General features: G+C 39.4%; 23 protein-coding genes. 12 read left to right on the top strand and 11 right to left on the bottom strand.

The window, feature by feature from the left end; all coding sequences use genetic code 11:
• Positions 1–56: 56 nt before the first annotated feature.
• The 7 genes from B3E92_RS20355 to B3E92_RS20385 all read right to left on the bottom strand — a co-directional run bounded on the left by B3E92_RS20355 (position 57) and on the right by B3E92_RS20385 (position 7,803).
• Complete coding sequence (locus tag B3E92_RS20355; RefSeq protein ID WP_046674180.1) at positions 57–584, bottom strand: acyl-CoA thioesterase; 528 nt, start codon at positions 582–584, stop codon at positions 57–59.
• A 14-nt stretch (positions 585–598) separates the two neighbouring features.
• Positions 599–1,513, bottom strand: a complete 915-nt coding sequence (locus tag B3E92_RS20360; protein ID WP_115047311.1) for an SDR family oxidoreductase — start codon at positions 1,511–1,513, stop codon at positions 599–601.
• A 182-nt stretch (positions 1,514–1,695) separates the two neighbouring features.
• The gene (locus B3E92_RS20365) at positions 1,696–2,640 is read right to left on the bottom strand and encodes a M20/M25/M40 family metallo-hydrolase (protein ID WP_112373766.1); all 945 of its coding nucleotides are present in this window, start codon (positions 2,638–2,640) and stop codon (positions 1,696–1,698) included.
• Between the two features lie 88 nt (positions 2,641–2,728).
• A complete protein-coding gene (locus B3E92_RS20370) occupies positions 2,729–3,379 on the bottom strand; it encodes a lipoprotein signal peptidase (RefSeq protein ID WP_070562322.1) in 651 nt (216 codons plus the stop codon).
• A gap of 55 nt (positions 3,380–3,434) precedes the next feature.
• The gene (locus B3E92_RS20375; protein ID WP_046674049.1) at positions 3,435–3,821 is read right to left on the bottom strand and encodes a TraR/DksA family transcriptional regulator; all 387 of its coding nucleotides are present in this window, start codon (positions 3,819–3,821) and stop codon (positions 3,435–3,437) included.
• A 3-nt stretch (positions 3,822–3,824) separates the two neighbouring features.
• Positions 3,825–7,238, bottom strand: a complete 3,414-nt coding sequence (gene ileS, locus B3E92_RS20380; RefSeq protein ID WP_115047318.1) for an isoleucine--tRNA ligase — start codon at positions 7,236–7,238, stop codon at positions 3,825–3,827.
• A 214-nt stretch (positions 7,239–7,452) separates the two neighbouring features.
• Positions 7,453–7,803 (bottom strand): HesB/IscA family protein, encoded by a 351-nt coding sequence (locus B3E92_RS20385; RefSeq protein ID WP_046674047.1) that lies wholly within the window; start codon positions 7,801–7,803, stop codon positions 7,453–7,455.
• Between the two features lie 287 nt (positions 7,804–8,090).
• Between B3E92_RS20385 and glyA the strand changes: the two genes are divergently transcribed.
• From glyA to purE, 8 genes are all read left to right on the top strand, one after another.
• Positions 8,091–9,362 (top strand): serine hydroxymethyltransferase, encoded by a 1,272-nt coding sequence (gene glyA / locus B3E92_RS20390; RefSeq protein ID WP_286898103.1) that lies wholly within the window; start codon positions 8,091–8,093, stop codon positions 9,360–9,362.
• 542 nt (positions 9,363–9,904) lie between these two features.
• Positions 9,905–10,501 (top strand): RNA polymerase sigma factor, encoded by a 597-nt coding sequence (locus B3E92_RS20395; RefSeq protein ID WP_046674045.1) that lies wholly within the window; start codon positions 9,905–9,907, stop codon positions 10,499–10,501.
• Between the two features lie 461 nt (positions 10,502–10,962).
• Positions 10,963–11,658 (top strand): zinc metallopeptidase, encoded by a 696-nt coding sequence (locus B3E92_RS20400; RefSeq protein WP_070562330.1) that lies wholly within the window; start codon positions 10,963–10,965, stop codon positions 11,656–11,658.
• Between the two features lie 133 nt (positions 11,659–11,791).
• The gene (ffh, locus tag B3E92_RS20405) at positions 11,792–13,132 is read left to right on the top strand and encodes a signal recognition particle protein (RefSeq protein ID WP_046674043.1); all 1,341 of its coding nucleotides are present in this window, start codon (positions 11,792–11,794) and stop codon (positions 13,130–13,132) included.
• A 334-nt stretch (positions 13,133–13,466) separates the two neighbouring features.
• Positions 13,467–14,057 (top strand): NADH-quinone oxidoreductase subunit A, encoded by a 591-nt coding sequence (locus B3E92_RS20410; RefSeq protein WP_201639725.1) that lies wholly within the window; start codon positions 13,467–13,469, stop codon positions 14,055–14,057.
• Between the two features lie 2 nt (positions 14,058–14,059).
• Positions 14,060–14,563: an NADH-quinone oxidoreductase subunit B gene (locus B3E92_RS20415; protein ID WP_046674041.1), complete on the top strand. Its 504-nt coding sequence runs from the start codon at positions 14,060–14,062 to the stop codon at positions 14,561–14,563.
• 31 nt (positions 14,564–14,594) lie between these two features.
• Entirely contained in the window at positions 14,595–15,737 is a 1,143-nt protein-coding gene (locus B3E92_RS20420; protein ID WP_201639724.1) for a 5-(carboxyamino)imidazole ribonucleotide synthase, read from the top strand.
• Positions 15,738–15,745: 8 nt separating this feature from the next.
• Complete coding sequence (purE, locus tag B3E92_RS20425; protein WP_046674039.1) at positions 15,746–16,255, top strand: 5-(carboxyamino)imidazole ribonucleotide mutase; 510 nt, start codon at positions 15,746–15,748, stop codon at positions 16,253–16,255.
• A gap of 46 nt (positions 16,256–16,301) precedes the next feature.
• On the opposite strand, the gene B3E92_RS20430 is transcribed toward purE, so the two are convergent.
• From B3E92_RS20430 to bshA, 4 genes are all read right to left on the bottom strand, one after another.
• Positions 16,302–17,285, bottom strand: a complete 984-nt coding sequence (locus B3E92_RS20430) for a sugar phosphate isomerase/epimerase family protein (protein ID WP_236586123.1) — start codon at positions 17,283–17,285, stop codon at positions 16,302–16,304.
• 230 nt (positions 17,286–17,515) lie between these two features.
• A complete protein-coding gene (gene frr, locus B3E92_RS20435; RefSeq protein WP_070566206.1) occupies positions 17,516–18,079 on the bottom strand; it encodes a ribosome recycling factor in 564 nt (187 codons plus the stop codon).
• Positions 18,080–18,107: 28 nt separating this feature from the next.
• A complete protein-coding gene (pyrH, locus tag B3E92_RS20440; protein WP_046672284.1) occupies positions 18,108–18,812 on the bottom strand; it encodes a UMP kinase in 705 nt (234 codons plus the stop codon).
• A 73-nt stretch (positions 18,813–18,885) separates the two neighbouring features.
• The gene (bshA, locus tag B3E92_RS20445; protein WP_046672291.1) at positions 18,886–20,028 is read right to left on the bottom strand and encodes an N-acetyl-alpha-D-glucosaminyl L-malate synthase BshA; all 1,143 of its coding nucleotides are present in this window, start codon (positions 20,026–20,028) and stop codon (positions 18,886–18,888) included.
• A 361-nt stretch (positions 20,029–20,389) separates the two neighbouring features.
• On the opposite strand from bshA, the gene B3E92_RS20450 reads away from it, so the two are divergent.
• The 4 genes from B3E92_RS20450 to B3E92_RS20465 all read left to right on the top strand — a co-directional run bounded on the left by B3E92_RS20450 (position 20,390) and on the right by B3E92_RS20465 (position 23,794).
• Entirely contained in the window at positions 20,390–21,109 is a 720-nt protein-coding gene (locus B3E92_RS20450) for a DUF1003 domain-containing protein (protein ID WP_070566208.1), read from the top strand.
• Positions 21,106–21,510 (top strand): alternative ribosome rescue aminoacyl-tRNA hydrolase ArfB, encoded by a 405-nt coding sequence (gene arfB / locus B3E92_RS20455; RefSeq protein WP_070566211.1) that lies wholly within the window; start codon positions 21,106–21,108, stop codon positions 21,508–21,510. The genes B3E92_RS20450 and arfB overlap by 4 nt, the downstream gene beginning before the upstream one ends.
• Before the next feature lie 150 nt (positions 21,511–21,660).
• Positions 21,661–22,029 (top strand): BlaI/MecI/CopY family transcriptional regulator, encoded by a 369-nt coding sequence (locus tag B3E92_RS20460; RefSeq protein ID WP_115047324.1) that lies wholly within the window; start codon positions 21,661–21,663, stop codon positions 22,027–22,029.
• Positions 22,030–22,060: 31 nt separating this feature from the next.
• Positions 22,061–23,794: an energy transducer TonB gene (locus B3E92_RS20465; RefSeq protein ID WP_201639723.1), complete on the top strand. Its 1,734-nt coding sequence runs from the start codon at positions 22,061–22,063 to the stop codon at positions 23,792–23,794.
• The last annotated feature ends 5 nt before the right edge of the window (positions 23,795–23,799 follow it).

Here is a 23,799-nt window from a genome sequence, read left to right on the forward strand (position 1 = left end):
TTGAGACAGCCTCTTTTTTATTATTTGCACGGTATGTAAGCCATAAAAATTAGGTATTAATTCTTTTGGCTAAAAAGACTAACCAGCGCTTTTAATTTTTTTGCATTTTCAGGCTTTAGTTTCCCCGCGAGAATAAGACGCAGCTCTCTTCGTTGTAATGCATCTTCGTAAGCTTTGTGTTCTATGTCTGTTTCAGGAATTAGTACCGGCACAGCTTTGGGGTTGTTATCCGCATCAACAGCAACAAAGGTATAATAAGCTTCGTTGGTTTTTACACGGGTGCCTTCCGGTAAATTAGATGCGAAAATTTCCATGCGTACTTCCAAAGAACTATTAAACGCACGTGTTACTTGAGCTTGTATCGTGACGACCTCACCCAGTTTAATGGAGCGCTTAAAAGATACATTATCAACAGATACTGTGACGACGACATTGCTACAGTGTTTTTGAGCAGCAATAGCCGAACAGATATCCATCCAATACAATAAACGGCCACCCATCAAATTTCCAAATGTATTGGTATCGTTGGGTAATACCAATTCGTTCATCTCTGTGTATGACTCTCGCGCAAATTTCTCTATCATATCATTATTTGTCATTATCGTCCAAACGTTTTGAATTGATGATCTATGATTGCCAAAGCATCCGTAAATGACGTCGGCACATAACCCAATTCAGCGTTAGATCTAGTCAGGTCAAAGCCTGTCTGCCGTGGCCTGTTTTCTGCCTGTCCAATGCTGGCAGCGCTGATCTCCGAAATCAATCCTTTGTCTAGTTGCCAGAAGTCTGCAATTTTGTAGACAGCCTCATTGATCGACATAAGCTCTGCTCCTGAAATATGAAATATTCCCTGTGCTTCTCGGTCAATAGCGAGTTGGCAAGCATAAGCTAAATCATCCACAAAGGTAGGCATTCTCCATTGGTCATTGACTACTTTTATAGGTTCATTTTGTGACAACTTACTTTTGGCCCATAATACGAGATTCGAACGATTGGGGTCAGCATTGATCCCATAGACTAATATTGTGCGAAGGATAGCATAATGACAGCCCGATTTTGCAAGCACTTGTTCGGAAGCATATTTACTTTTCCCATATTCACTTTGTGGATTGGGGAGATCTGTTTCATCATAAGGCGTATGTTTTTTGCCATCAAATACAAAGTCCGTAGATAAGTGGACCAGTTGAGTCTGATGTGTAGTACAATAGGAGGCAAGATAGGCCACAAGATCGACGTTAAGCGATTGACATGCGGCTTGATCTGCTTCACAAGCTTCCACACTTGTCATGGCTGCTGTATGTACAATTGCATCAAAAGTTTGTGCAGCTAAAAAATCTGTCAGTTTTTCCCGATCCGATAGATCTACTTGATAGAAAGTATAATTCACTTGATTCGGGTTGCGATTTGGACCCTTCGAAATGGCAACAACATCATATTGGTCATTTTTAGCAAGTAAATCAACGACTTTTTGGCCGAGGAATCCATTGGATCCTGTCACTAGTATTTTTTTCATCAACAATAATTAAATGATATCCAAGCACCCGTTTATAAAGACTCGTTTGCAGGGACTTAAGTGCGCTGTTTAGTTTATTCGTGTATGTCTACAAACTCGTTGACTAATCTCTGTTATAGCATTTGAGCATATAAAAAGCTAGATTATCACTTGCTGTTAAAGACAAATCCGCTTTTTTTGTTTTAGTTGGTCCATATAAAGTCCATTTTACTGGATTGTTTCATGATATTTTCAACCACTGTTTTTTCTAGATCTAAAATGGCTTTTAAAGCATTGTAATCAATTTTATCGGCATCATCGGTCGGCATATGGTAGTCTGGGTGTCCACCAGTATGGAAAAATAACACCGGTATATTCTTTTTGTAGAATGAAGTTTGGTCAGATCCGCCATTACCATCCTTACTAAGATTAAATTTTATAGGTGCTTGAACATCTTTGAATATAGCCGGCCATTGACTGCTTGTTCCATAGCCGATTACAGCAAGGCCATTGCTGGGATTATAACGGCCAATCATATCCATATTCAGCATGGCTGTGATTTTCTCCAATGGGAGCGTAGGGTGTTCCGTAAAATATTTGGAACCTACTAATCCCAATTCTTCTGCCCCGAAAGCGATAAATAATAGGTTGTAAGGTTCTTTTTCCTTGTTACTGCTAAAGTAACGTGCGAGCTCCAATAAACCAGCGGTACCAGAGGCATTATCGTCGGCTCCGTTATGGATTTTGCCTACTCCTAAAGAATCCTTTGAGCTTCCTTGACGACCTGTTCCCAGGTGATCGTAATGTGCGCCTATAACAACTGTTAAGTCGGCACCATTGTCAAGAAATCCAATGATATTATCTGCATTGCGAATGCTGTCTGCAACTTTTACTTTCCAGACTTTGGCTTTGAAGGATTGGCGGTAGCCTTTTTCACCTTTAGGCTCAAGTTTGTATTTTTTGAATTCCTTTTCAATATAATCTGCAGCTTTAAAGACTTCCTTACTGCCCGTTCCTCGTCCTTGCATTTTGTCGTCAGCGAGGTAATAAATATGTTTCTTTAAGTTGGAAACTTCGATCTGCTGCGCCTGTGCTATTTGGATTCCTAGTAGGCAGCAAAGTGTCAGAAGTAGACTAATGTTTTTCATGCGAATAGTAGAGTTTAGAAGTTGTATTGGGTTATATGTAAAAAAAATAAAAGCCTTGCGATTAACAAGGCTTTTAAGGAATATTTCGTTAATCTTCAACGATTTCGCTGTGTATGCTGGATTTTTCTTCTTTTTCGGTTTTGAAATACCGTTTTTGAAATAACAGGATTAAAACCACCCCAACAGAAATCGCCGAGTCTGCAATGTTGAATACAGGTCGGAAAAAGAGAAACTCTTCACCGCCCCAAAAGGGCACCCAAGAAGGGAAGTTACCTTGAATCAATGGGAAATAAAGCATATCGACTACTTTCCCGTGTAGGAAGGAAGAATAACCACCACCTGCTGGAAACAAACTCGCTTTATCATACCAGGTGCTTTCACTAAAGATGACACCGTAAAAAGCAGAATCGATGATATTTCCAAGTGCACCGGCAAGAATTAAGGCAACATTTAAGATGAAACCCCGGTTGTACTTATTTTTGATCATGTAATGCAGGCCGTATCCAATACCCGCTACGGCTAAAATACGAAATACCGTCAAAAATAATTTTCCATAATCACCGCCAAATTCCATCCCATAGGCCATTCCATTGTTTTCAATAAAATGAATCTGGAAAAATTTGCCCAATACATGGTGGCTTTGTCCGATTGTCATGGATAACTTAACCCAGATCTTCGACAATTGGTCTATTAAAAGTATCGCGACAATAAGCGCGATCGGTTTCGTATAACCCTTCATTGTGTTATAAAAATGGTCTTTGCCTAAACAAAGACCATATATTTAATGCCTAAAATTAATATTGTTTGTTTTTCGCTTCGATGCTCAACGTTGTATGTGGAACAGCTTTCAAACGTTCTTTTTGAATCAGTTTTCCTGTTTCTCTACAGATACCATACGTTTTGTTCTCGATGCGCACCAACGCTGCTTCTAGGTTGTCGATAAATTTCTTTTGACGAGCAGCCAATTGGTTTGTTTGCTCTTTTTCCAAAGTAGCTGAACCGTCTTCCAATGTCTTGTACGTTCCAGCAGTATCGTCGGTACCATTAGCATTACTGTTATTTAGCGTTGCGGTCAACGAGGAAAGCTCTTCTTTTGCTATTCTAAGCTTGTCCAAGATAATATCTTTGAATTCTTGTAATTCTGAATCGCTATAGCGTGTTTTCTCGTTGTTGTTTGCCATAATTTAATTTTTTTGGATTAATGCCTTAAGTTCTTTGCCATCGATCTCGATGGTCTCTCCTTCAGTTAGTGAATCTTCAAATACCAATGAATCGGCCAGAATTTCGGTGCAAATATACGATAAATTTTCGTTGGCAGCATTAACCACTTCTGAAGCAGCTGTTAACTTTACGTTAATTCTATCAGTTACTTCTAATCCTTTATCCTTCCTTAGATTTTGTAGGCGGTTGATCAATTCTCTTGACAAACCTTCTTTTTTCAATTCTTCGGTGATATGTACATCTAATGCTACGGTCAATTTACCTAGGTTCGCTACCTGCCATCCCTCGACGTCTTCTGCTATAATTTCTACATCGCTCAATAGAATCGTATATGGCGTGCCTGCTAGGGCCAATTCGCCTGTTGATTCCAATGAACTTATTTGATCTATAGTCAACGATTGGATAGACGAAGAAACTAACTTCATATCCTTACCAACTTTCGCGCCAAGAGCTTTAAAATTTGGTTTTATTTTTTTCTTAATGATACCGGTGGTGTCCGTAATAAACTCGATATCTTTGATATTCGTCTCCGAAAGTATCAGATCTTTTACTTTTTCTACCTTTTCCTGGAAGGCACTATCAAGTACCGGAACCAAAATTTTGTTTAATGGTTGACGTACGTTGATGGAGGTTTTCTTACGCAAGGAAAGTGTCAAAGACGAGATGTCTTGCGCTAACGCCATACGTTCTTCCAGATCTTTGTCGACTAGACTATCATTGTAAACCGGGAAATTCGCTAAGTGAACGGATTCAACTTGTTCCTTATTCGTTGCTGCATTCAAATCCAGGAATAACCTGTCCGAGAAGAAAGGTGATATTGGCGACATCAATTTCGCAATCGTATCAAGACATGTATAAAGTGTCTGATAGGCCGAAATTTTGTCTTCTGTATAATCTCCTTTCCAGAAGCGACGACGGCAAAGACGGACATACCAGTTGCTGAGATGTTCATCAACAAAGTTTTGAATAGCACGCGCTGCTTTTGTAGGCTCGTAATCCGCCAAGTATTCGTCTACTTCCTTGGTCAACGAATTTAACAAGGAGATAATCCAACGATCAATTTCAGGACGTTTCTCCAACGCAATATCGGATTCTGCATAGGAGAACTTATCGATATTGGCATACAATGCAAAAAAAGCATAGGTATTATATAAAGTACCAAAGAATTTACGACGGACTTCATCCAACCCTTCCATATTGAATTTAAGGTTGTCCCATGGAGCGGCATTGCTGATCATGTACCAGCGTGTTGCATCGGCACTGTATTGATCGATCGTCGAGAATGGATCCACACCGTTGCCCAGGCGTTTGGACATCTTATTTCCATTTTTATCCAATACCAGGCCATTGGAAACGACGTTTTTGAAGGAAACCGATTTGTACATCATCGTAGAAATCGCATGTAAGGTGAAAAACCAGCCCCGTGTTTGATCAACCCCTTCAGCAATAAAGTCTGCCGGGTATGCATGATCGAATCCAGCTTTAAAAGGAAATTGTTCCCCTTTGGCTAATTTTTCGTGATCCAGTCCCCATTGTGCATAGGGCATGGCACCCGAATCAAACCAAACGTCGATCAAGTCAGGTTCGCGGAATAACTTTTGTCCGGCATCAGAAACCAAGACGATATCGTCTACATAGGGACGGTGAAGGTCCAATTGTTCGGTATCGAATTTATCCAAGTAAGCTTTATTTTTCGCTTTTTCATCCTCAGACAGAATGTCGGAGGTCAAAGAAGCTTCCAATAAAGACTTTAATTCAGGTAAGGAACCGATACAAACCTCTTCATTTTCGTCTTCTGAGCGCCAGATAGGAAGTGGAGTTCCCCAATAACGTGAACGTGAAAGGTTCCAGTCTACCAGGTTTTCCAACCAGTTTCCAAAGCGTCCAGTACCGGTTGCTTCAGGTTTCCAGTTGATGGTTTTATTTAAGGCAACCAAATCTTCTTTCACTGCTGTGGTGCGGATAAACCAGCTGTCTAGTGGATAGTAAAGAACAGGTTTGTCTGTACGCCAACAATGTGGATAGGTGTGCTCATATTTTTTGACATCAAAAGCTTTGTTGTCCTCTTTTAGTTTGATAGAGATCAACACGTCTGTGGGTTTGAAATCTTCTTTTGAACGTTCCTCTGCACTGTAATATTCCTCTTTGACAAATCTTCCGGCAAAATCGGTGATTTCACTTACAAAACGTCCCGTACGGTCAACAGTAGGAACCTCTTTTCCGTTTTCATCTTTCACCAAGATGCCCGGTACACCATGTTCTTTTGCGACACGAAAGTCATCCGCACCATAAGTAGGGGCCGCATGGACGATACCCGTACCATCCTCGGTCGTAACAAAGTCGCCTGGAATAACGCGGAAAGCATTTTCTTGTAAATCCTCGCTGGTGATATAAGGCAACAATTGCTCATAACGCAAGCCAACAAGCTCTTCGCCCACAAATTCTGCTGCAAGCTCCCAAGGAATTACTTTGTCGCCCAATTTATAGTCTTGGAAGGATGCATTTTCGCCTTCTGCTTTAAAATGTTTGCTGATCAGATCTTTCGCTAATACGACGGATACAGGCGCACCGGTATATTTATTGAACGTTCGGATCTTCACATAATTTATTTTCTTGCCTACAACCAGAGCTGTGTTGGATGGTAAAGTCCATGGTGTGGTGGTCCAGGCAATGAATGCAACATCCTCCGCATCGTCGTCAACTAATTTTTCTATAGCTGGATGAAGCTGACTTTTGATCAGTCTAAATTCTGCAACGATAGTGGTATCTTTCACATCTTTATAGGTGCCGGGCTGGTTAAGTTCATGTGAACTCAATCCCGTACCTGCTGCCGGAGAGTAAGGCTGTATCGTATAACCCTTGTACAAAAGACCTTTTTTGTAAAGTTCTTTCAATAAATACCATAAAGTTTCGATGTATTCATTCTTGTAAGTAATATAAGGATGTTCAAGGTCAACCCAATACCCCATTTTGGTGGTTAGGTCATTCCATACATCGGTATATTTCATTACCTCCTTGCGACAAGCGTCATTATATTGTTCTACGGTAATCTTTTTGCCGATATCCTCTTTTGTGATTCCAAGAGCTTTTTCGACAGCAAGTTCAATGGGCAGGCCATGGGTATCCCAGCCGCCTTTTCTTTTCACTTGGTAACCTTTCAAAGTCTTGTAACGACAGAAAATATCCTTAATCGTACGTGCCATCACGTGGTGAATCCCCGGCATGCCATTTGCAGAAGGCGGACCTTCAAAAAATGTATAGGTCTTGCTTTCAGGACGATTATTGATACTTTTTTCGAATATTTTTTCCTGTTCCCAACGGGTCAAAATCTCTTTACCTATCTCGGGTAAATTTAACTGCTTATATTCTTTGTACATCAGACTGTTGTATGCTTCTTTTATAAAGGTCGCTAATTTAGTGATTTATGATGGAAAATGAAAGAGGGCTTTGTTGTACTAATCTCATTAAATCGAGGTCGAACTTTTTGAAATCTCTCCTCGATCAACCGACAAAAAATGAGTGTGGTGTCTACTACGACAAAGGGACTACCTATGGCAGTCCCTTTCTTATTTCATTTGTACTGAAATTCAGTTATGCTGAAAAACTGCTTCCACATCCGCAGGTACTTGTTGCATTGGGGTTATTAAATGTGAAGCCCCTTGCATCGAGTCCCGATTTGAAGTCGATTTCCATTCCGGCAAGATATAGGCCATGTGCTTTGTTCATAAAGATGCGGATTCCTTGAATTTCGTATTCGTTATCGCCGTCCTTTTTCTGGTCAAAGCCCAAGATATAACTCATACCGGAACAACCGCCGCCTTCAACACCGACACGTAAACCAAAATCATCAGAGATTTCTTGTTGATCCTTTAATTTATTTAGTTCCTTGATTGCCCCCTCTGTTAAAGAAACAGGAGCAACTGCTGTATGTTCTGTACTCATTGTAATAGTGTTTTAGCCAATCCAATACAAAAATACATTTTTTTAACGGCAAATTGCTTGACCTTGATTTTTTGACATTTTCGAAACATTCAATTCTTTGTCCGCTTATTTTGTCCGATAGTACCATAAAATGATCCCGACCTAATTAGGTAATTCGCATTAATAAGGCTGTTTTTCTAAGAACATTTAATAAAATATGGCTTTTTGTCGATATTCTTTATGGAATATGCTATCTTTGAGGCATCAAAAAATAAACTACAAAATTTACTTTACAACATTTAAAAACAATGGAAAGAGATCAAGCCATTTTTAATTTAATAGCTGATGAGCTTAAACGCCAAGAAGAAGGTATTGAATTAATTGCTTCAGAGAACTTTGTTTCAAAACAAGTGATTGAAGCTGCTGGTTCAGTGTTGACAAATAAATATGCAGAAGGCCTCCCAGGAAAACGTTACTATGGAGGTTGTGAAGTTGTGGATGAGATCGAAACCATCGCAATTGACCGTGCAAAACAATTATTTGGCGCAGAATGGGTAAATGTTCAGCCTCACTCTGGTGCTCAAGCGAATGCGGCTGTTTTTTTGGCGACAATCAAACCTGGCGACAAAATTTTAGGTCTTGATTTATCTCACGGTGGTCACTTGACACACGGTTCGCCAGCGAACTTATCGGGTAAGATCTATCAACCATTATTTTATGGTGTAAAAGAAGACACTGGTTTAATTGACTATGAGCAATTGGAAGAAACAGCGCTTCGTGAAAAACCAAAGATGATTATCTGTGGTGCTTCTGCTTATTCTCGTGATTGGGATTACGCACGCATCCGTAAAGTTGCAGACGAAATTGGTGCTATCGTGATGGCAGATATTTCTCACCCTGCAGGTTTAATCGCGCGTGGTTTATTGAATGATCCACTTCCACATTGCCATATTGTTACAACAACGACGCACAAAACGCTTCGTGGCCCTCGTGGTGGTATGATCATGGTCGGTAAAGATTTTGAAAATCCATGGGGTATCAAAACACCTAAAGGTGAAATCCGTACAATCACACAATTATTGGATTTAGCTGTATTCCCAGGTACACAAGGTGGTCCTTTAGAACATACAATCGCTGCTAAAGCAATCGCTTATGGTGAGGCTTTATCCGATGAGTATATGGAATATATCGTTCAGGTAAAGAAAAATGCAGCTGCATTGGCGCAATTCTTTGTAGAAAGAGATTATAAGATCATCTCTGGTGGTACAGACAATCACTTGATGTTGGTGGATCTACGCAATAAAGATATTTCTGGTAAAGAAGCCGAAGCTGTATTGGGTAAAGCGGGTATCACAACAAATAAAAATATGGTTCCTTTCGATACACGTTCTCCTTTTGTGACTTCAGGTGTACGTTTTGGTACTGCTGCAATCACTACACGTGGTATTAAAGAGAATGAGATTATTCAAATCGGTGAATTGATCGATGAGGCATTGAAAAATGCATCTAATGATGCGCAACTGGATTTGATCCATGGTAAAGTAAAAGCAATGATGGCTGAGTTCCCATTGTATAAATAAGACTTTTTCCATAGGAATAGAAAAAGCGGAATTACCGATGCGGTGGTTCCGCTTTTTTTATCCCGTCTTTTTTTCTAATGCTATTTTAGAAAGAATAGTTCCGTTACAGTCTCGTATCAACTTAACTTTTTAGACGAACTTAACAACAATCTTATACGGACTTTAAACGGATTTTATAGGTATTCATCCGAATGAGGTCCCTATAAGGTCCCTATCAGCTCCCTATAAAGTCCGTATGAAGTAATAACTTTAAAACTTGTTATTTTGGAGCTGTTCGAGGTTGTTATTCCATCTTGTCTGAAGGGGCGTACTGTGGTCGAAGAACCTTTATTTTGGAATTATGAGGTAGATAACTTATTTTTAAATGTTAAAAAATCTTAAAATAAATTGTAATAATTTGATTACTCATTTATTTTACGGTAATTTGGTTTTAGATTAATTGATTGTTTTACAATAAGAAAGGATAGTTTATACGGCAAACATTTACATTTTAACACAGAACTGATAATTTATTTGCGAACTGCTAAAAAAGTAAGTGACGTATGAGACTTTTAAAAAGTAAAAGCGATCAAGAGTTGATCCAAATGTATGTCGGCGGCCAAGAGTCCGGTCTAGAGGCATTGTTGAATCGATATAAATCGAAAATATATACTTCCATATATATGAAAGTAAAAGATGAATATCTTGCTGAAGATATTTTCCAGGAGACTTTCATAAAAATCATCAACACCTTAAAATCTGGTAAATATAATGAAGAAGGTAAATTTTTACCTTGGGCTATACGTATAGCGCACAATATGATCGTTGACTTTTTTAGAAAAGCAAAACGTGCTCCGAATATTGTGAATGCCGACGGGTTTGATATTTTTGAGGTGCTCGAATTTAGTGATGAAAGCGCAGAGTCAAAAATGCTCAAACAGCAGGTTGATGTTGACCTTAAAAAAATGATCCAAAAGCTTCCGGACGATCAAAAAGAAGTGCTTATTATGCGTCACTTTTGTGATATGAGTTTTAAAGATATTGCGGAGATAACCGAAGTAAGTATCAATACTGCTTTAGGGAGGATGCGCTACGCATTGAGCAATTTACGTAAAATGATTGAAGGTACTGATCTTACCCTGCAAATGGGCTATTTATAATAAAGGGGGCATTTTTTAATGCCCCTTTTTATTTGCATTCCTAATTGGAGCCATAGGAAGTCTCGACGCTTTTGTAGTTTCTCGTCTTTTGTCTTAGTTTCTCATCTTTGTCTTAATAGTATAGCAAGGCTACAATCCGTTGAGCATCGTGTTTTCAAAAGCCATTTGCTTCAATAATAAGCTCCCTGATCGAACTTGAAATAAAACGCATCTCCAATACTCACCGATGAGACTACATCTTGGATTCTTGTTAAATAGCGCAGGTGTTTCACTGTACGAAGCTGAAAATGGAGTTATCTGCCCAAATGATCTGGCAATTATGTCATGTGGAGATCAGAAGAACCTGTTCTTTTTGTCAGGTCAAAGACTTTTTTTACCTTAGAAATACATGCATATGCCTTTTTTCGACGATTGGAATAAGGTTTGATAGTCATATAATAAAATAAAACGATTGAATAGCTATGTACTTGATTTTATTTATTGGAATAATGGTGGTAAGCCTGATTGTCCAAACAAGATTCAAAAACAAATTTAAGAAATACGCCGAAATGCCTTTGAGCAATGGGATGTCTGGAGCTGAGATTGCGCAAAAAATGTTAAATGATAACGGTATATATGATGTAAAGGTAGTGTCTATTCCAGATCGCTTGGGAGATCACTATAATCCGTCAGATAAAACCGTAAATTTAAGTCCTGAAGTTTACAGTGGCCGCAGTGTTGCAGCTGCAGCAGTAGCGGCGCACGAATGTGGTCATGCTGTACAGCACGCCAAAGCCTATAAATGGTTGGGATTCCGTTCGGCAATGGTTCCGATGGTAAATGTAGCGTCTAAAATGACATCATGGGTATTGATGCTGGGTGTTATGCTATTTGCTTTTTCCAAAGGGGGTAACCCCTGGCTTTTAGCTGTTGGAGTGGGGGCTTTGGCTATTACGACCCTGTTTTCTTTTATCACCTTGCCCGTAGAGTTTGATGCGTCGAACCGCGCACTGGAATGGTTAAACCATGCTGGTGTAACCTATAATGGCGAAGAACATGACGGTGCGAAAGATGCTTTGAAATGGGCAGCGATGACTTATGTCGTAGCGGCGTTAAGTGCGTTGGTAACACTTTTGTATTATGCGTCTATTTTATTCGGTGGCCGTAGAAGTGATTAAATACGGATATTGTAACTTTATCCTACAAAAATGTGATTATTTTTCATAGTCGCATTTTTTATGGGGTGTTAATGAGGTTACTATAGACAATTTTTTTAACTTTGCTGTTTATATAGAATAAGATTCAGATTTTATGTTTTCAAATCTTCAAGATAAGTTAGATAGGGCCTTTAAAGTATTAAAAGGACAGGGGAGTATTACCGAGATCAACGTTGCAGAAACGATGAAAGAAATTCGCAAAGCGTTGTTGGATGCCGATGTGAATTATAAAACTGCCAAAACTTTTACCGACGATGTTAAACAAAAAGCTTTAGGCGAAAATGTACTGACAAGTATTTCCCCGGGCCAATTGTTGACGAAGATCATGAACGATGAGTTGACAGCTTTGATGGGCGGATCTGTTACGGAGCTTGAGACTGGAAAAAATCCAACAGTCATTCTAATTGCGGGTTTGAATGGTGCTGGTAAAACAACTTTCTCCGGTAAGTTGGCCTTGTACCTTAAAGATAAAAAGAATAAAAAACCATTGTTGGTGGCTGGTGACGTTTATCGCCCTGCAGCGATCGATCAATTGGAAGTGCTTGCCGAACAAGTGGGCGTACCAGTGTATGTGAATCGTGAATCTAACGATCCTATTGCGATTGCCAAAGCCGGTGTGGAAGAAGCAAAACGCAATGGAAATAATGTCGTAATCATCGATACAGCCGGTCGTTTGGCCATCGATGAGCCTTTAATGGTTGAGATTACAGCAGTTAAAGAGGCGACAAAGCCAGACGAAATCCTATTTGTTGTGGATTCAATGACTGGTCAAGATGCCGTGAATACAGCTAAGACGTTCAACGACCGTCTGGACTTTACAGGTGTAGTATTGACTAAGTTGGATGGTGATACACGCGGTGGTGCAGCTTTATCGATTAAATCTGTCGTTAATAAGCCTATCAAGTTTATTGGTACAGGTGAAAAGATGGATGCATTGGATGTATTCCACCCTGATCGTATGGCCTCTCGTATTTTGGGTATGGGTGACGTGGTATCCTTAGTGGAACGTGCACAGCAACAGTTTGACGAGAAGCAAGCCGCAGAGCTCCAAAAGAAAATCCGTAAGAATAAATTCGATTTCAACGATTTTAAATCCCAGATTCAACAAATCAAGAAAATGGGTAATATGAAAGACCTCATGGGAATGATCCCTGGCGTTGGGAAAGCAATGAAAGATATTGAAGTCGATGACAATGCTTTCAAACCCATTGAAGCGATTATCGATTCCATGACACCTTTTGAACGCGAAAACCCAGATGTCATTGATCAAAAACGTCGTTTACGTATTGCGAAGGGATCAGGTACTGATATTAATGAAGTGAATAAGTTATTGAAACAATTTGGTGATATGCGTAAAGTCATGAAGCAGATGTCTAATCCGGCGATGGCGGCTAAATTGATGCGTAATATGCCCAAAATGCCAGGAAAAATGTAATTTTTGGAGAATAGTTACATCATAAGAAGGGCATCGTTTTATACGATGCCCTCTTTTTTTTCTGAAAATGTCTGATCTTATTGGCCAGAAAGAACCTTCAGTCCGCTTTCATTGCTGTTGGTGTCTGCAAAGTCATGAAGGTTTTGAACATGGCATTGCTCTTTCGATTAATTTTCGGTTGCTGCTAAGTGCTGCACCAGATGAATTGGGGACTGCTTGCAGACCGGATACGGGGCATTAATGCCTTAAAATTCGAACTGTTTTTAAAGAAATAATTCGTAATTTCAAGTTCCTCACCCGAGTAAACGAAATATTTGTTAAATTTGTAATTATTATGGATGACCCCGCGCAATTATCGGAATACGGCAAAATCCTTATCATTCTGCTGATAGGGGCGCTGTTAGTCTGTGCGACCATTTTTCTAGCACGTTTAATCTCTCCGAAAAAGAATAATCCCATCAAATCTGGTACTTACGAATGTGGAGAGGATCCCATTGGTTCTTCTTGGGTTCAGTTTAATCCACGGTTCTATGTTATTGCCCTTGTATTTTTACTTTTTGATGTAGAACTTATTTTTATTTTTCCATGGGCCACTGTATTTGGACAGTCCGAATATATTGCGGCAGATGGAAGATGGGGGTGGTTTACCATGATTGAAATGGCTATGTTCATTGGCATTTTAATTTTAGGATTGGTTTTTGTTTGGAAAAAGGGCGATTTGGAATGGGTTAAACCGAATGTGTCCTTACCTAAAGTTCCTGTAGCTATCCCGGATAGTGCCTATGCAAGCCTGAATAGTAGGACGTATCAGGTGCGTGATTATGCAGGTCTTGGAGATGAAACTGTCGCGCACAAAACGACGACAGATGAACAGGTGTCGACGCCGAAACCAGCCTTTAAACCTCGATTTAAAAAACCTGAGTAAGCATGAGTTTAGATAGTCAATTGCAGAATAATGGTGTTATTGTTGCCAAATTAGATGATTTGCTGAATTGGGCAAGGTTGTCTTCAATGTGGCCCATGAGCTTTGGTATTGCTTGCTGTGCCATTGAAATGATGGGGGCAATGGCTTCAACGTATGATTTAGACCGGATGGGCGTATTCCCAAGGCCTTCTCCACGGCAATCCGACGTGATCATTATTGCTGGAACGGTTACTTTTAAGATGGCCGATCGTATCAAGAAACTATATGAACAGATGCCCGATCCTAAATATGTTATCTCGATGGGCTCTTGCTCCAACTGTGGCGGTCCATATTGGCAGCATGGTTATCATGTGGTCAAAGGGGTAGATCGAGTGATCCCTGTGGATGTTTATGTCCAGGGCTGTCCGCCACGTCCCGAGGCATTAATTGGTGCTTTTATTGAGTTGCAAAAAAAGATAGACAAAGAAAGCTTGTTGGGTGAGCAATTGTTCAGCGGAAAAGCTTAAAAGATAAATTTTATAAGATTTTAAATCAATTATGGCAAAAGATTTTTATGGTGAATTGCAATTGGGTATTCTTGGCGGTGGTCAACTGGGAAGAATGCTCATCCAGGAAGCCATTAATTACAATGTAAATGTTCATGTATTGGACCCGGATAAGAATGCTCCTTGTCGCAAGTTGTGCAATAAATTTGAATGTGGTTCATTGGGCGATTTTGAAACGGTCTATAATTTCGGTAAGGATTTGGACATGATCACGATCGAGATTGAGAAGGTGAATGTAGATGCTTTAGAGAAACTGGAAGGCGAGGGCGTTATCGTGTACCCACAATCACGTATCATTCGTCTGATTCAAGATAAAGGTCTGCAAAAGCAATTTTTTAAACAAAATGATATCCCCACTTCGGCATTTCAATTGATATCCAATAAAGATAATTTAGTGAATGCCTCGTTAAACTTACCCTATATCCAGAAATTGCGTAAGGATGGATACGATGGGAAAGGGGTAAAGAAGATTGTTAACCAACAAGATATACAAGATGCTTTCGAAGAACCCAGCTTAATTGAAGAATGGGTAGATTTTGAAAAAGAAATTGCGGTCATTGTTGCCCGGAATGATAAAGGTGAGGTGTCTACATTTCCAATGGTAGAGATGGAATTTAATCCTCAGGCTAACTTGGTGGAATTTTTGATTGCGCCGTCTTTGTATGGTGTAGAGATCCAACAACGCGCAGAGGCTATAGCAAAAAAGATTGCCGATGATCTACAGATCGTGGGTATATTGGCTGTAGAGATGTTCCTAACGAAAAATGGTGATATTCTGGTCAATGAATTGGCTCCGCGTCCGCATAATAGTGGTCACCAGACCATAGAGGGTAATTATGTGTCGCAATTTGCACAGCATTTAAGAGCTATCTTCAATCTACCGTTAGGTGATACCAGATGCAGAACGAACGCCGTTATGATTAACCTGTTAGGTGAACCTGGCTATGAAGGATTGGCCAAATACGAGGGTGTAGAAGAGGTGTTGGCAATGGAAGGCGTATATATCCATTTATATGGAAAGAAATATACGAAGCCATTCCGTAAGATGGGCCATGTTTGTATTATCAATGATGACCGGGAGAAAGCGATCTTCAATGCAAGAAAAGTACAAGAAATATTAAAAATTAAAGCTTAAACAATACTATGTCAGTCAATAATAAGGCCCAGGTAGGCATTATCATGGGAAGCAAATCAGATCTTCCTGTTATGCAGGATGCGATAGATGTGCTCAAAACCCTTGGGGTGGAATTTGAGGTAACGATCGTCTCAGCACATCGTACACCACAACGTATGTTTGATTATGCCAAAAATGCAGCATTTCGTGGTTTGAAAGTTATTATTGCTGGAGCGGGTGGTGCGGCGCATTTGCCCGGAATGGTCGCTTCAATTACACATTTACCTGTAATAGGCGTACCTGTAAAATCATCAAATTCCATTGATGGATGGGACTCGGTACTTTCTATCCTTCAGATGCCCAATGGTATTCCTGTAGCAACTGTCGCTTTAAATGCGGCGAAGAATGCAGGTATATTGGCAGCTCAGATTCTGGGTACACATGATGAAACAATCAGCAAGAATATCATCGAATTTAAAGAAGAGTTGGCGAGAAAAGTAATCGAGACCGCAGTAGAAGTCGAAGATACCGAATTCTAAGCTGACAATCTTACAAAATAAAAAAGGGGAGCATTGCTCCCTTTTTTTATTTTGTAAGATTTGCCTGAACATAATCGTAACTTTTTTTGAGACTTTCGATCTTATCTGGCATATAGATATTGTCTTGCTCGACAAATGCATATTTAAGTCCGGCTTTATTCTTTTCTTTGACGATTTCAGGGAAGTTGATGCTTCCGGTCCCCACTTCGGTATACTTGATGTCATTGAAGATTTGCTCAATCGGCAATTTTCCATCTTTGGGCCATTCAATGGGATTGGATTTTGTTTTATCCATATCTTTGACATGCCATAGTTTAAAACGGTTGGGGAATTTTTCAAACAAGGCTATCGGGTTTTTACCCGCTTTTTCTGCCCAGAAAAGGTCTAATTCAAAATCGACCAAATCAGGTTCAGTGAATGCTAACATCACCTCTTCACCGGTCGTATTATTGCCCAGATCCCTAAATTCCCAGAAATGGTTGTGGTAGGCAACTTTTAGACCCAATTTTTTAGCCTGTTCACCAGCTTTATTCAATTGCTCGGCAGCATAGAGATAATCATCTTTTTTCAATGCATTCAGATCAAACATCGGTGTCACAGGAGCAATTACATATTCTTGGCCAAGTTCTTTTGCTGCATCAAAATAAGCCGCAAGATCTTCTTTGTCGGTATGCGCTTTACTGAGGTATTTGGACATATCGTAATGGCCTGAATGTGTTTTTAGACCGTTATCATCCAATATTTTCTTCAACTCTTTGTAAGGCAATTTCCAGAACTGCTTGGCTGTGGCGTCTATCCCATAGAGCTCAACATGTTTATACCCAATTTTGGCAATTTGTTCCAAAGATCCTTTCGGATCTTTATCCATTAAATCGCGAATGGAATACAGCTGTACGCCTATATTCTGTAATGGATTGTCGCTGATTGCACCGGCTTTATTTTGACAAGATATAAAGTTGGGCACCAGATAAGCTGCCGAAAGACCTATTCCAGCTTGCTTTAAAAATTGACGACGAGAATTGTTCATCATATAATTGATTACTTGTTAGTGTACAATGTACAATTATTTGTTCAGAAATCAATGGTACAACAGGGAATATTTTTGAAGTGTATGCTGAATCTTAACCCATAAAATTTTTGGAAGGTCAATGTCTTGTAGGTTGGGAAGAGTTCTTTTTAGGGGAGGAGTGCGGAGTTCTTCACACCAATAAAAAAGGTCTGAATATTTTTCAGACCTTTTTTCTATTCAAGTAGGAAAACTTAAACAGTCATGATATCTTTTTCTTTCAGTTCAGCCAATTTATCAACTTTTACAATGAATGCATCTGTTAATTTTTGAACTTCACCTTCAGCAGTTTTGATTTCATCTTCAGAAGCGCCGTCATTTTTTAATTTTTTGATGGATTCGTTGACATCTTTACGGATATTACGTACACCAATACGGCCTCTTTCAGTTTCTTCTTTTACTTTCTTAACCAAATCACGTCTTCTTTCTTCTGTTAAAGGAGGAATATTCAGACGAATAACGATACCGTCATTCTGTGGGTTGATTCCTAGGTTAGCGTCAGTGATAGCTTTTTCAATTGCGTTGATGAGCGATTTTTCCCAAGGTTGGATAACAATAGTCCGTGCATCAGTTGTATTGATGTTGGCCACTTGTGAAAGTGGAGTGGCGCTACCATAATAGTCTACTGAAATTCCATCTAACATCGATGGAGAAGCTTTACCCGCACGAATTTTAGTTAATTCGGATTCGGTGTGAGCAACTGCTTTGGACATCTTGTCTTTACAATCGTCCAATTCAATTGAAATTAGTTCGTTCATATAAGATTACGTTTTTTACAGATTTAAATTATTTAACCACAGTTCCGACATGTTCACCATTAGCAAGTTTCAATAAGTTGCCTGGTTTGTTCATATCAAATACGATGATCGGTAATTTGTTTTCTTGACAAAGGGTAAAGGCTGTCATATCCATAACATTTAATCCTTTCTCATAAACCTCTGTGAATGATATTTCTTCAAATTTTGTTGCAGTAGGATCTTTTTCAGGATCTGCGGTGTAAATACCATCCACACGGGTTCCTTTCAATACGGCATCCGCATTGATTTCGATTGCACGCAAAGATGCAGCGGTATCCGTTGTGAAATAAGGGTTTCCTGTACCAGCTCCGAAAATAACAATACGGCCTTTTTCCAAATGGCGTACAGCTCTTCTGCGAATAAATGGTTCGCAGATTTGCTCCATTTTGATCGCAGTAAGCAAACGTGTCTTTTTCCCAACTTTCTCAAGCGCATCTTGAAGTGCCATGCTGTTGATGACTGTGGCAAGCATGCCCATATAGTCTGCTTGAACACGGTCCATGCCTGATTTTTCGGCGCTTAGACCACGATATATATTACCGCCACCGATAACAATTGCAATTTCTAAACCTTGATCGTGAAGTTCTTTGATATCATTAGCGTATTGTGATACACGGTTAATATCGATACCGTAGCTTTGGTCACCCATTAAGGATTCACCGCTAAGTTTTAATAAGATACGTTTGTATTTCATAATTGTTTTTTTGGAAATTTTCCAAAGGTCAAAGATAAAATATTTTTTTTATCCCTTAAGCCTAAAATAATATTTATTGTGCTTTTATTGTTTGATTAATGACTTCTCCGTAATACTGTTCATATAAAGGCATAATATTGGACAATTGGAATTTTTTCGCATGATTTAATGCCGCTTCCTTAAATTTTTCTAAGCGCTCTCCATCTTCCAAGATATAAATCGCATTCTTTGCCATATCTTCAACATCACCAACAGCACTGAGAAATCCAGTGACGCCGTTTTCATTCAGCTCAGGTAACCCTCCAGTATTGGAAGAGATAACTGGAACTTGACAAGCCATGGCTTCTAAGGCCGCAAGACCGAAACTTTCCGAACTTGAAGGCATCAGAAATAGATCTGATACAGACAATATTTCTTCCACTGCATCCTGTTTCCCCAAGAAACGGACGTCCTTGCATACATCAAGTTCTCTGGATAGCTCTTCTGCATTTCGACGCTCAGGGCCGTCACCTACCATCAATAATTTGGAAGGGATAACATCATGTACTTTCTTAAAAATACGGATGACATCTTCTGTATTTTTGACTTTTCTAAAGTTGGACGTATGGACCAATATACGCTCATTGCCGGGGGCAATGGCTTTTTTGAAATGTGACCGATCTTTATTGCTAAATCTGTCGAGGTCAATAAAGTTGGGAATCACTTTGATATCGCGCGTAATATCAAAATATTGAAGCGTCTGATCTTTCAGATTCTGTGATACAGCGGTTACGCCATCGGACTGATTGATGGAGAATGTTACGACCGGACTAAAACTCTTGTCTTTGCCAACCAATGTAATATCCGTCCCGTGTAAAGTCGTCACGACAGGAATATTAATGCCGTAGGTAGTGAGTAAGATCTGTTTGGCCATAAATGCCGCTGATGCATGTGGAATGGCATAGTGGACGTGGATCAAATCCAACTTTTCGAAGCGAACAACATCAACCAGTTTGCTGGCTAACGCAGATTCATAGGGTAGAAAATCAAAAAGAGGATACTGCGAAACAGCTACCTCATGATAGTATAGGTTTTCAGAAAAGAAATCCAGACGTGCAGGTTGTCGATAGGTTATAAAATGAATCTCATGTCCATTTGCGGCCAAGGCCTTTCCTAGTTCGGTTGCAACTACACCACTTCCACCAAAGGTGGGATAACAAACAATTCCTATTTTCATCTGCGTAATTATGTCTGAGCGCATATTTTAACGGCATCCCGTTATAAACGCTGTTTATTTTTTGTTAAAAGGCTCCCGGGAACCTCGTGTTAGTACTTTGATTGTCGTTGTTCAAGACTCGCAATGTCCATTACATACAAACGCTATTCATTCATGTGGCACCGACGAAGTTCTTTAGCTTGACAATTGCCCTCTTATTTTACTTTATGATAATAAGGTAAATTGAAGATGCTTATTCCTGAATTTTGTGTTGCAAATTTCGTCTATTTATGCGTAAAATAACAAAAACCAATTGCCATAGTTTTGTGAATTTTTTGATTGGTTAAAAAGCACTATCTTTAAATAGATATTAAATCGGTATATGGATAACTTTATAAGTGATATTTCAGGACAGCAATTTCCTTCGGAACAACGTATTTTGGGGGCTTCAATCCGACAACCCATTTTTAAGCTGATAAAAAAGGAATATCCAGGTTTTAGTAAGGACAAGTATATCGCCGCAAGTGAGTTGACACGATTTAAAGAAACTTATATCGCCGAATTTCTGAAAGATGAGTCTGGACAGTTAAGTCAATTGGATCAGCAGGTCATCAACAGTTTTAAGGAAAATAAAGTGATCAGCGCAAGTTTGGATGGAGATAATATGGAGCCAGTCAGCGTAGGAGACCGGGTTGCCGATAAAGTGGCTGAGTTTGGCGGAAGCTGGACCTTTATTATTTCCTTTGTCTTATTTTTGATTGTCTGGATTGCGGCCAATATCTTTTGGTTAAATAATAAAGGCTTTGATCCTTATCCCTTTATTTTACTGAACCTGATTTTGTCCTGCGTAGCTGCTTTGCAAGCTCCAGTTATTATGATGAGTCAAAACAGACAGGAAGATAAGGATCGTGAACGTGCAAGAAATGACTATATGGTCAACTTAAAGGCTGAACTCGAAATCAGGGAATTGCATGAGAAAATAGATCATCTCATTATCCGCAAAGAACAAGAACTTGTCGAAGTACAACGGGATCAAGTGGAAAAATTGAGCTTTCTATTAAAAAAGATGGAAAAAATAGAAGAAGCATTTAAAAATAAATGAATTTAGAAGGAGTAATAGGAGAACTTACGTTTAAGTTTTCCAGATCGGGTGGAGCAGGTGGACAACATGTAAACAAGGTGTCATCGAAAGTATTGTTGCAGTGGGATGTTGCGCTATCCACAGCTGCTTCTGTTGAAGAAAAAGCAATGATTTTCAACGCGTTGGCAAACCGTATCAATAAAGAAGGAATACTGCAATTGGAGTGCGATATCGATCGGTCACAGATCCGTAATAAAGAAATCGCAATCGATCGCTTTAAGCGTATAGTGGAAGGCGCACTTGTGCCAGCAAAACCCCGTAAAAAAACCAAAACTCCGTATTCCAGTGTGCTGAAAAGACTGGATCGAAAGAAACAGCAGTCTCAATTGAAAGCCTCAAGGAAAAAGAATTTCGACGAATAAAGATGACAATATCACGTATTGTTGTAAATTAATTGTTTAATTATCAGTATTTTGTATTTTAAACTAATTTATTAGTTGTAAAACTATGATTTTAGTTATAACTTGTGTATTGATTTATTATTTTGGTATTTATTTTATTCCTGAGGAGTTATGGAGGATTTTAAAGAGTTAACGAAAGCTGAGGAGCAGATTATGCAAGAGCTCTGGGAGATGGGCCGTGGCTTTGTCAAAGAAATTATTGATCGACTTCCGGAGCCGAAACCGGCCTATAACACGGTCTCGACCATCGTTCGTATTCTCGAAACAAAGGGCTTTGTAAGGCATGAATCTTTTGGTAAAAGTCATCAATATTTACCAAAGATTTCAAAACAGGAATATAAGAAAGGTATCACAGGAAAGTTATTAACGAATTATTTTGATAATTCGCCCAAGCGTATGCTCTCTTATTTTTTGGAAGAGAATAGGCTGGACATCAAAGAACTTGATGACATCTTATCGATCATCGAACGTAATAAATAACAACCAATACCCTTTTATAAACTTTTTGATTATGATTTACTTATTGATTGTCAATATTTCATTGATTATCAGTTTTGTGCTCTACAAACTGATTTTTAGAAAACTTACTTTTTTTCAATGGAACCGGATCTATCTGATTGGAATGGTTGTATTTTCCTTATTAGCTCCTGTGGGTATTTTTATTGAATTACCCAAGACGGAAATGATTTCCAATCATATTCCACAGGTCGACTTAGGAACATATATGGATGTCGAAATCGGGAGCCCGATCGAAAAAAAACCTCTTTTTTTGTTGGATATTCTTGCCAAGATCTATTGGATAGGAGCGGGAATCGCCTTTTTTTTCTTGGCGATACGGATCAAGCAACTTGTTCGGGTATTGCGTTCTTCTCCTGAGTACCTGAGTTTTTCTTTTTTTAATCGGGTTGTGATTGGAAAATCGATTAAAAACAAGAAGAATATTGCATGGCATGAGCAGGTTCATGCTGAGCAGGGACATTCCTATGATTTACTGTTGATTGAGCTACTTAAAATTTTCAATTGGTTCAATCCTGTTGTGTATTTCTTTCAAAAGGAAATAAGGTTTCAACACGAGTATATTGTAGATGAAATTTGCTCGACCGATAAAGTGGCTTATGCAGAAATGCTGGTTGCTCATGCATTACGTACAGATCAATTGGCTTTTTCACATGAGTTTTCCAATCATTCTTTTTTAAAGCAGCGCATCACGATGTTATTTAAAGATAAATCTGTACAAAGACAACGCTTGTTATATGTGATTGTGCTGCCCATGTTATTGGTGGTAGCGGGGTCTACGTTGGTCTTTAATACGAGTAGGGCCAAGGCTATGGTAGCGGATGTAGAAGAAAGCGTTAATGGCTTAACTGTGACTGATGAGCAGACATTGCCGAGCCAGTCTGAGGAGCTGAAAAATGGACAGGTAAATGAAGACAGTAAGGTCTACAAAGATCCTGAGATCATGGCTATTCCAGTTGGAGGAATGAAAAAGTATGTCATGGGATTGAGCAGTAGAATCCACGTGAGTGATGAAGCAATCAAAAATAATATGATCGGGGTAATTGTCATCTCAGCCATCGTGGAGAAAAATGGTGAGTTGAGCCATATAAAGGCTAAGAATGATTTGGGCTATGGCTTGGCATCCGCTGTGGAAAATGCTGTAAAAGCAAGTGGGAAATGGAAACCTGCAATCGTCAATGGGAAAGTCGTTCGATCGCTGCTTTCCTTACCCGTTACCGTTGGCGGAAAAACGACGTACTATTGGGAGGAAACTGACACATTGGGCAGAAAGGTCCGGATGTCATCTCATTCATTCCCGGGCGCTGAATCTGGTGAAGAGACGGAAAAACAACTCAAGGAAGTAAAATCGATAAGGACGGAAGATGAGAGCGACCGCTGGAATCTTTCATTGGATTTTCAGTCCGATTTAGTAACCTTTGATAAAGTTGAGGTGCAACCAACACCTATTGGGGGAATGCGATCTTTTATGATCTGGGTAGGCGATAATTTTGTTTTTCCGGAAGCAGCAATTAAACGGGAGGTTAATGGCATTGTTGAAGTGGCTTTTATTGTCGAAAAGGATGGCAGTTTATCCCATGTTGATGTAAAAAAAGATCTTGGTTATGGAACCAAAGAGGCGGCATTGGAGCTCCTAAAAGGTGCGAAAAAATGGAAACCGGGATTAGTTAACGGTAAACCGGTACGCGTGGCTTACACATTGCCGATTCGTTTAAATTTAAAGAAGTAAAGATT

It is taken from the genome of Sphingobacterium sp. UBA6317 (assembly GCF_002440385.1).
In the GTDB taxonomy this organism is placed as follows: Bacteria; Bacteroidota; Bacteroidia; order Sphingobacteriales; family Sphingobacteriaceae; genus Sphingobacterium; species Sphingobacterium multivorum.

Bases quoted from the DNA above. Each gene is read 5' to 3' on its own strand.
- B3E92_RS20355 (WP_046674180.1), bottom strand. From the start codon at position 584: ATGATAGAGAAATTTGCGCGAGAGTCATACACAGAGATGAACGAATTG.
- B3E92_RS20360 (WP_115047311.1), bottom strand. From the start codon at position 1,513: ATGAAAAAAATACTAGTGACAGGATCCAATGGATTCCTCGGCCAAAAA.
- B3E92_RS20365 (WP_112373766.1), bottom strand. From the start codon at position 2,640: ATGAAAAACATTAGTCTACTTCTGACACTTTGCTGCCTACTAGGAATC.
- B3E92_RS20370 (WP_070562322.1), bottom strand. From the start codon at position 3,379: ATGAAGGGTTATACGAAACCGATCGCGCTTATTGTCGCGATACTTTTA.
- B3E92_RS20375 (WP_046674049.1), bottom strand. From the start codon at position 3,821: ATGGCAAACAACAACGAGAAAACACGCTATAGCGATTCAGAATTACAA.
- ileS (WP_115047318.1), bottom strand. From the start codon at position 7,238: ATGTACAAAGAATATAAGCAGTTAAATTTACCCGAGATAGGTAAAGAG.
- B3E92_RS20385 (WP_046674047.1), bottom strand. From the start codon at position 7,803: ATGAGTACAGAACATACAGCAGTTGCTCCTGTTTCTTTAACAGAGGGG.
- glyA (WP_286898103.1), top strand. From the start codon at position 8,091: ATGGAAAGAGATCAAGCCATTTTTAATTTAATAGCTGATGAGCTTAAA.
- B3E92_RS20395 (WP_046674045.1), top strand. From the start codon at position 9,905: ATGAGACTTTTAAAAAGTAAAAGCGATCAAGAGTTGATCCAAATGTAT.
- B3E92_RS20400 (WP_070562330.1), top strand. From the start codon at position 10,963: ATGTACTTGATTTTATTTATTGGAATAATGGTGGTAAGCCTGATTGTC.
- ffh (WP_046674043.1), top strand. From the start codon at position 11,792: ATGTTTTCAAATCTTCAAGATAAGTTAGATAGGGCCTTTAAAGTATTA.
- B3E92_RS20410 (WP_201639725.1), top strand. From the start codon at position 13,467: ATGGATGACCCCGCGCAATTATCGGAATACGGCAAAATCCTTATCATT.
- B3E92_RS20415 (WP_046674041.1), top strand. From the start codon at position 14,060: ATGAGTTTAGATAGTCAATTGCAGAATAATGGTGTTATTGTTGCCAAA.
- B3E92_RS20420 (WP_201639724.1), top strand. From the start codon at position 14,595: ATGGCAAAAGATTTTTATGGTGAATTGCAATTGGGTATTCTTGGCGGT.
- purE (WP_046674039.1), top strand. From the start codon at position 15,746: ATGTCAGTCAATAATAAGGCCCAGGTAGGCATTATCATGGGAAGCAAA.
- B3E92_RS20430 (WP_236586123.1), bottom strand. From the start codon at position 17,285: ATGATGAACAATTCTCGTCGTCAATTTTTAAAGCAAGCTGGAATAGGT.
- frr (WP_070566206.1), bottom strand. From the start codon at position 18,079: ATGAACGAACTAATTTCAATTGAATTGGACGATTGTAAAGACAAGATG.
- pyrH (WP_046672284.1), bottom strand. From the start codon at position 18,812: ATGAAATACAAACGTATCTTATTAAAACTTAGCGGTGAATCCTTAATG.
- bshA (WP_046672291.1), bottom strand. From the start codon at position 20,028: ATGAAAATAGGAATTGTTTGTTATCCCACCTTTGGTGGAAGTGGTGTA.
- B3E92_RS20450 (WP_070566208.1), top strand. From the start codon at position 20,390: ATGGATAACTTTATAAGTGATATTTCAGGACAGCAATTTCCTTCGGAA.
- arfB (WP_070566211.1), top strand. From the start codon at position 21,106: ATGAATTTAGAAGGAGTAATAGGAGAACTTACGTTTAAGTTTTCCAGA.
- B3E92_RS20460 (WP_115047324.1), top strand. From the start codon at position 21,661: ATGGAGGATTTTAAAGAGTTAACGAAAGCTGAGGAGCAGATTATGCAA.
- B3E92_RS20465 (WP_201639723.1), top strand. From the start codon at position 22,061: ATGATTTACTTATTGATTGTCAATATTTCATTGATTATCAGTTTTGTG.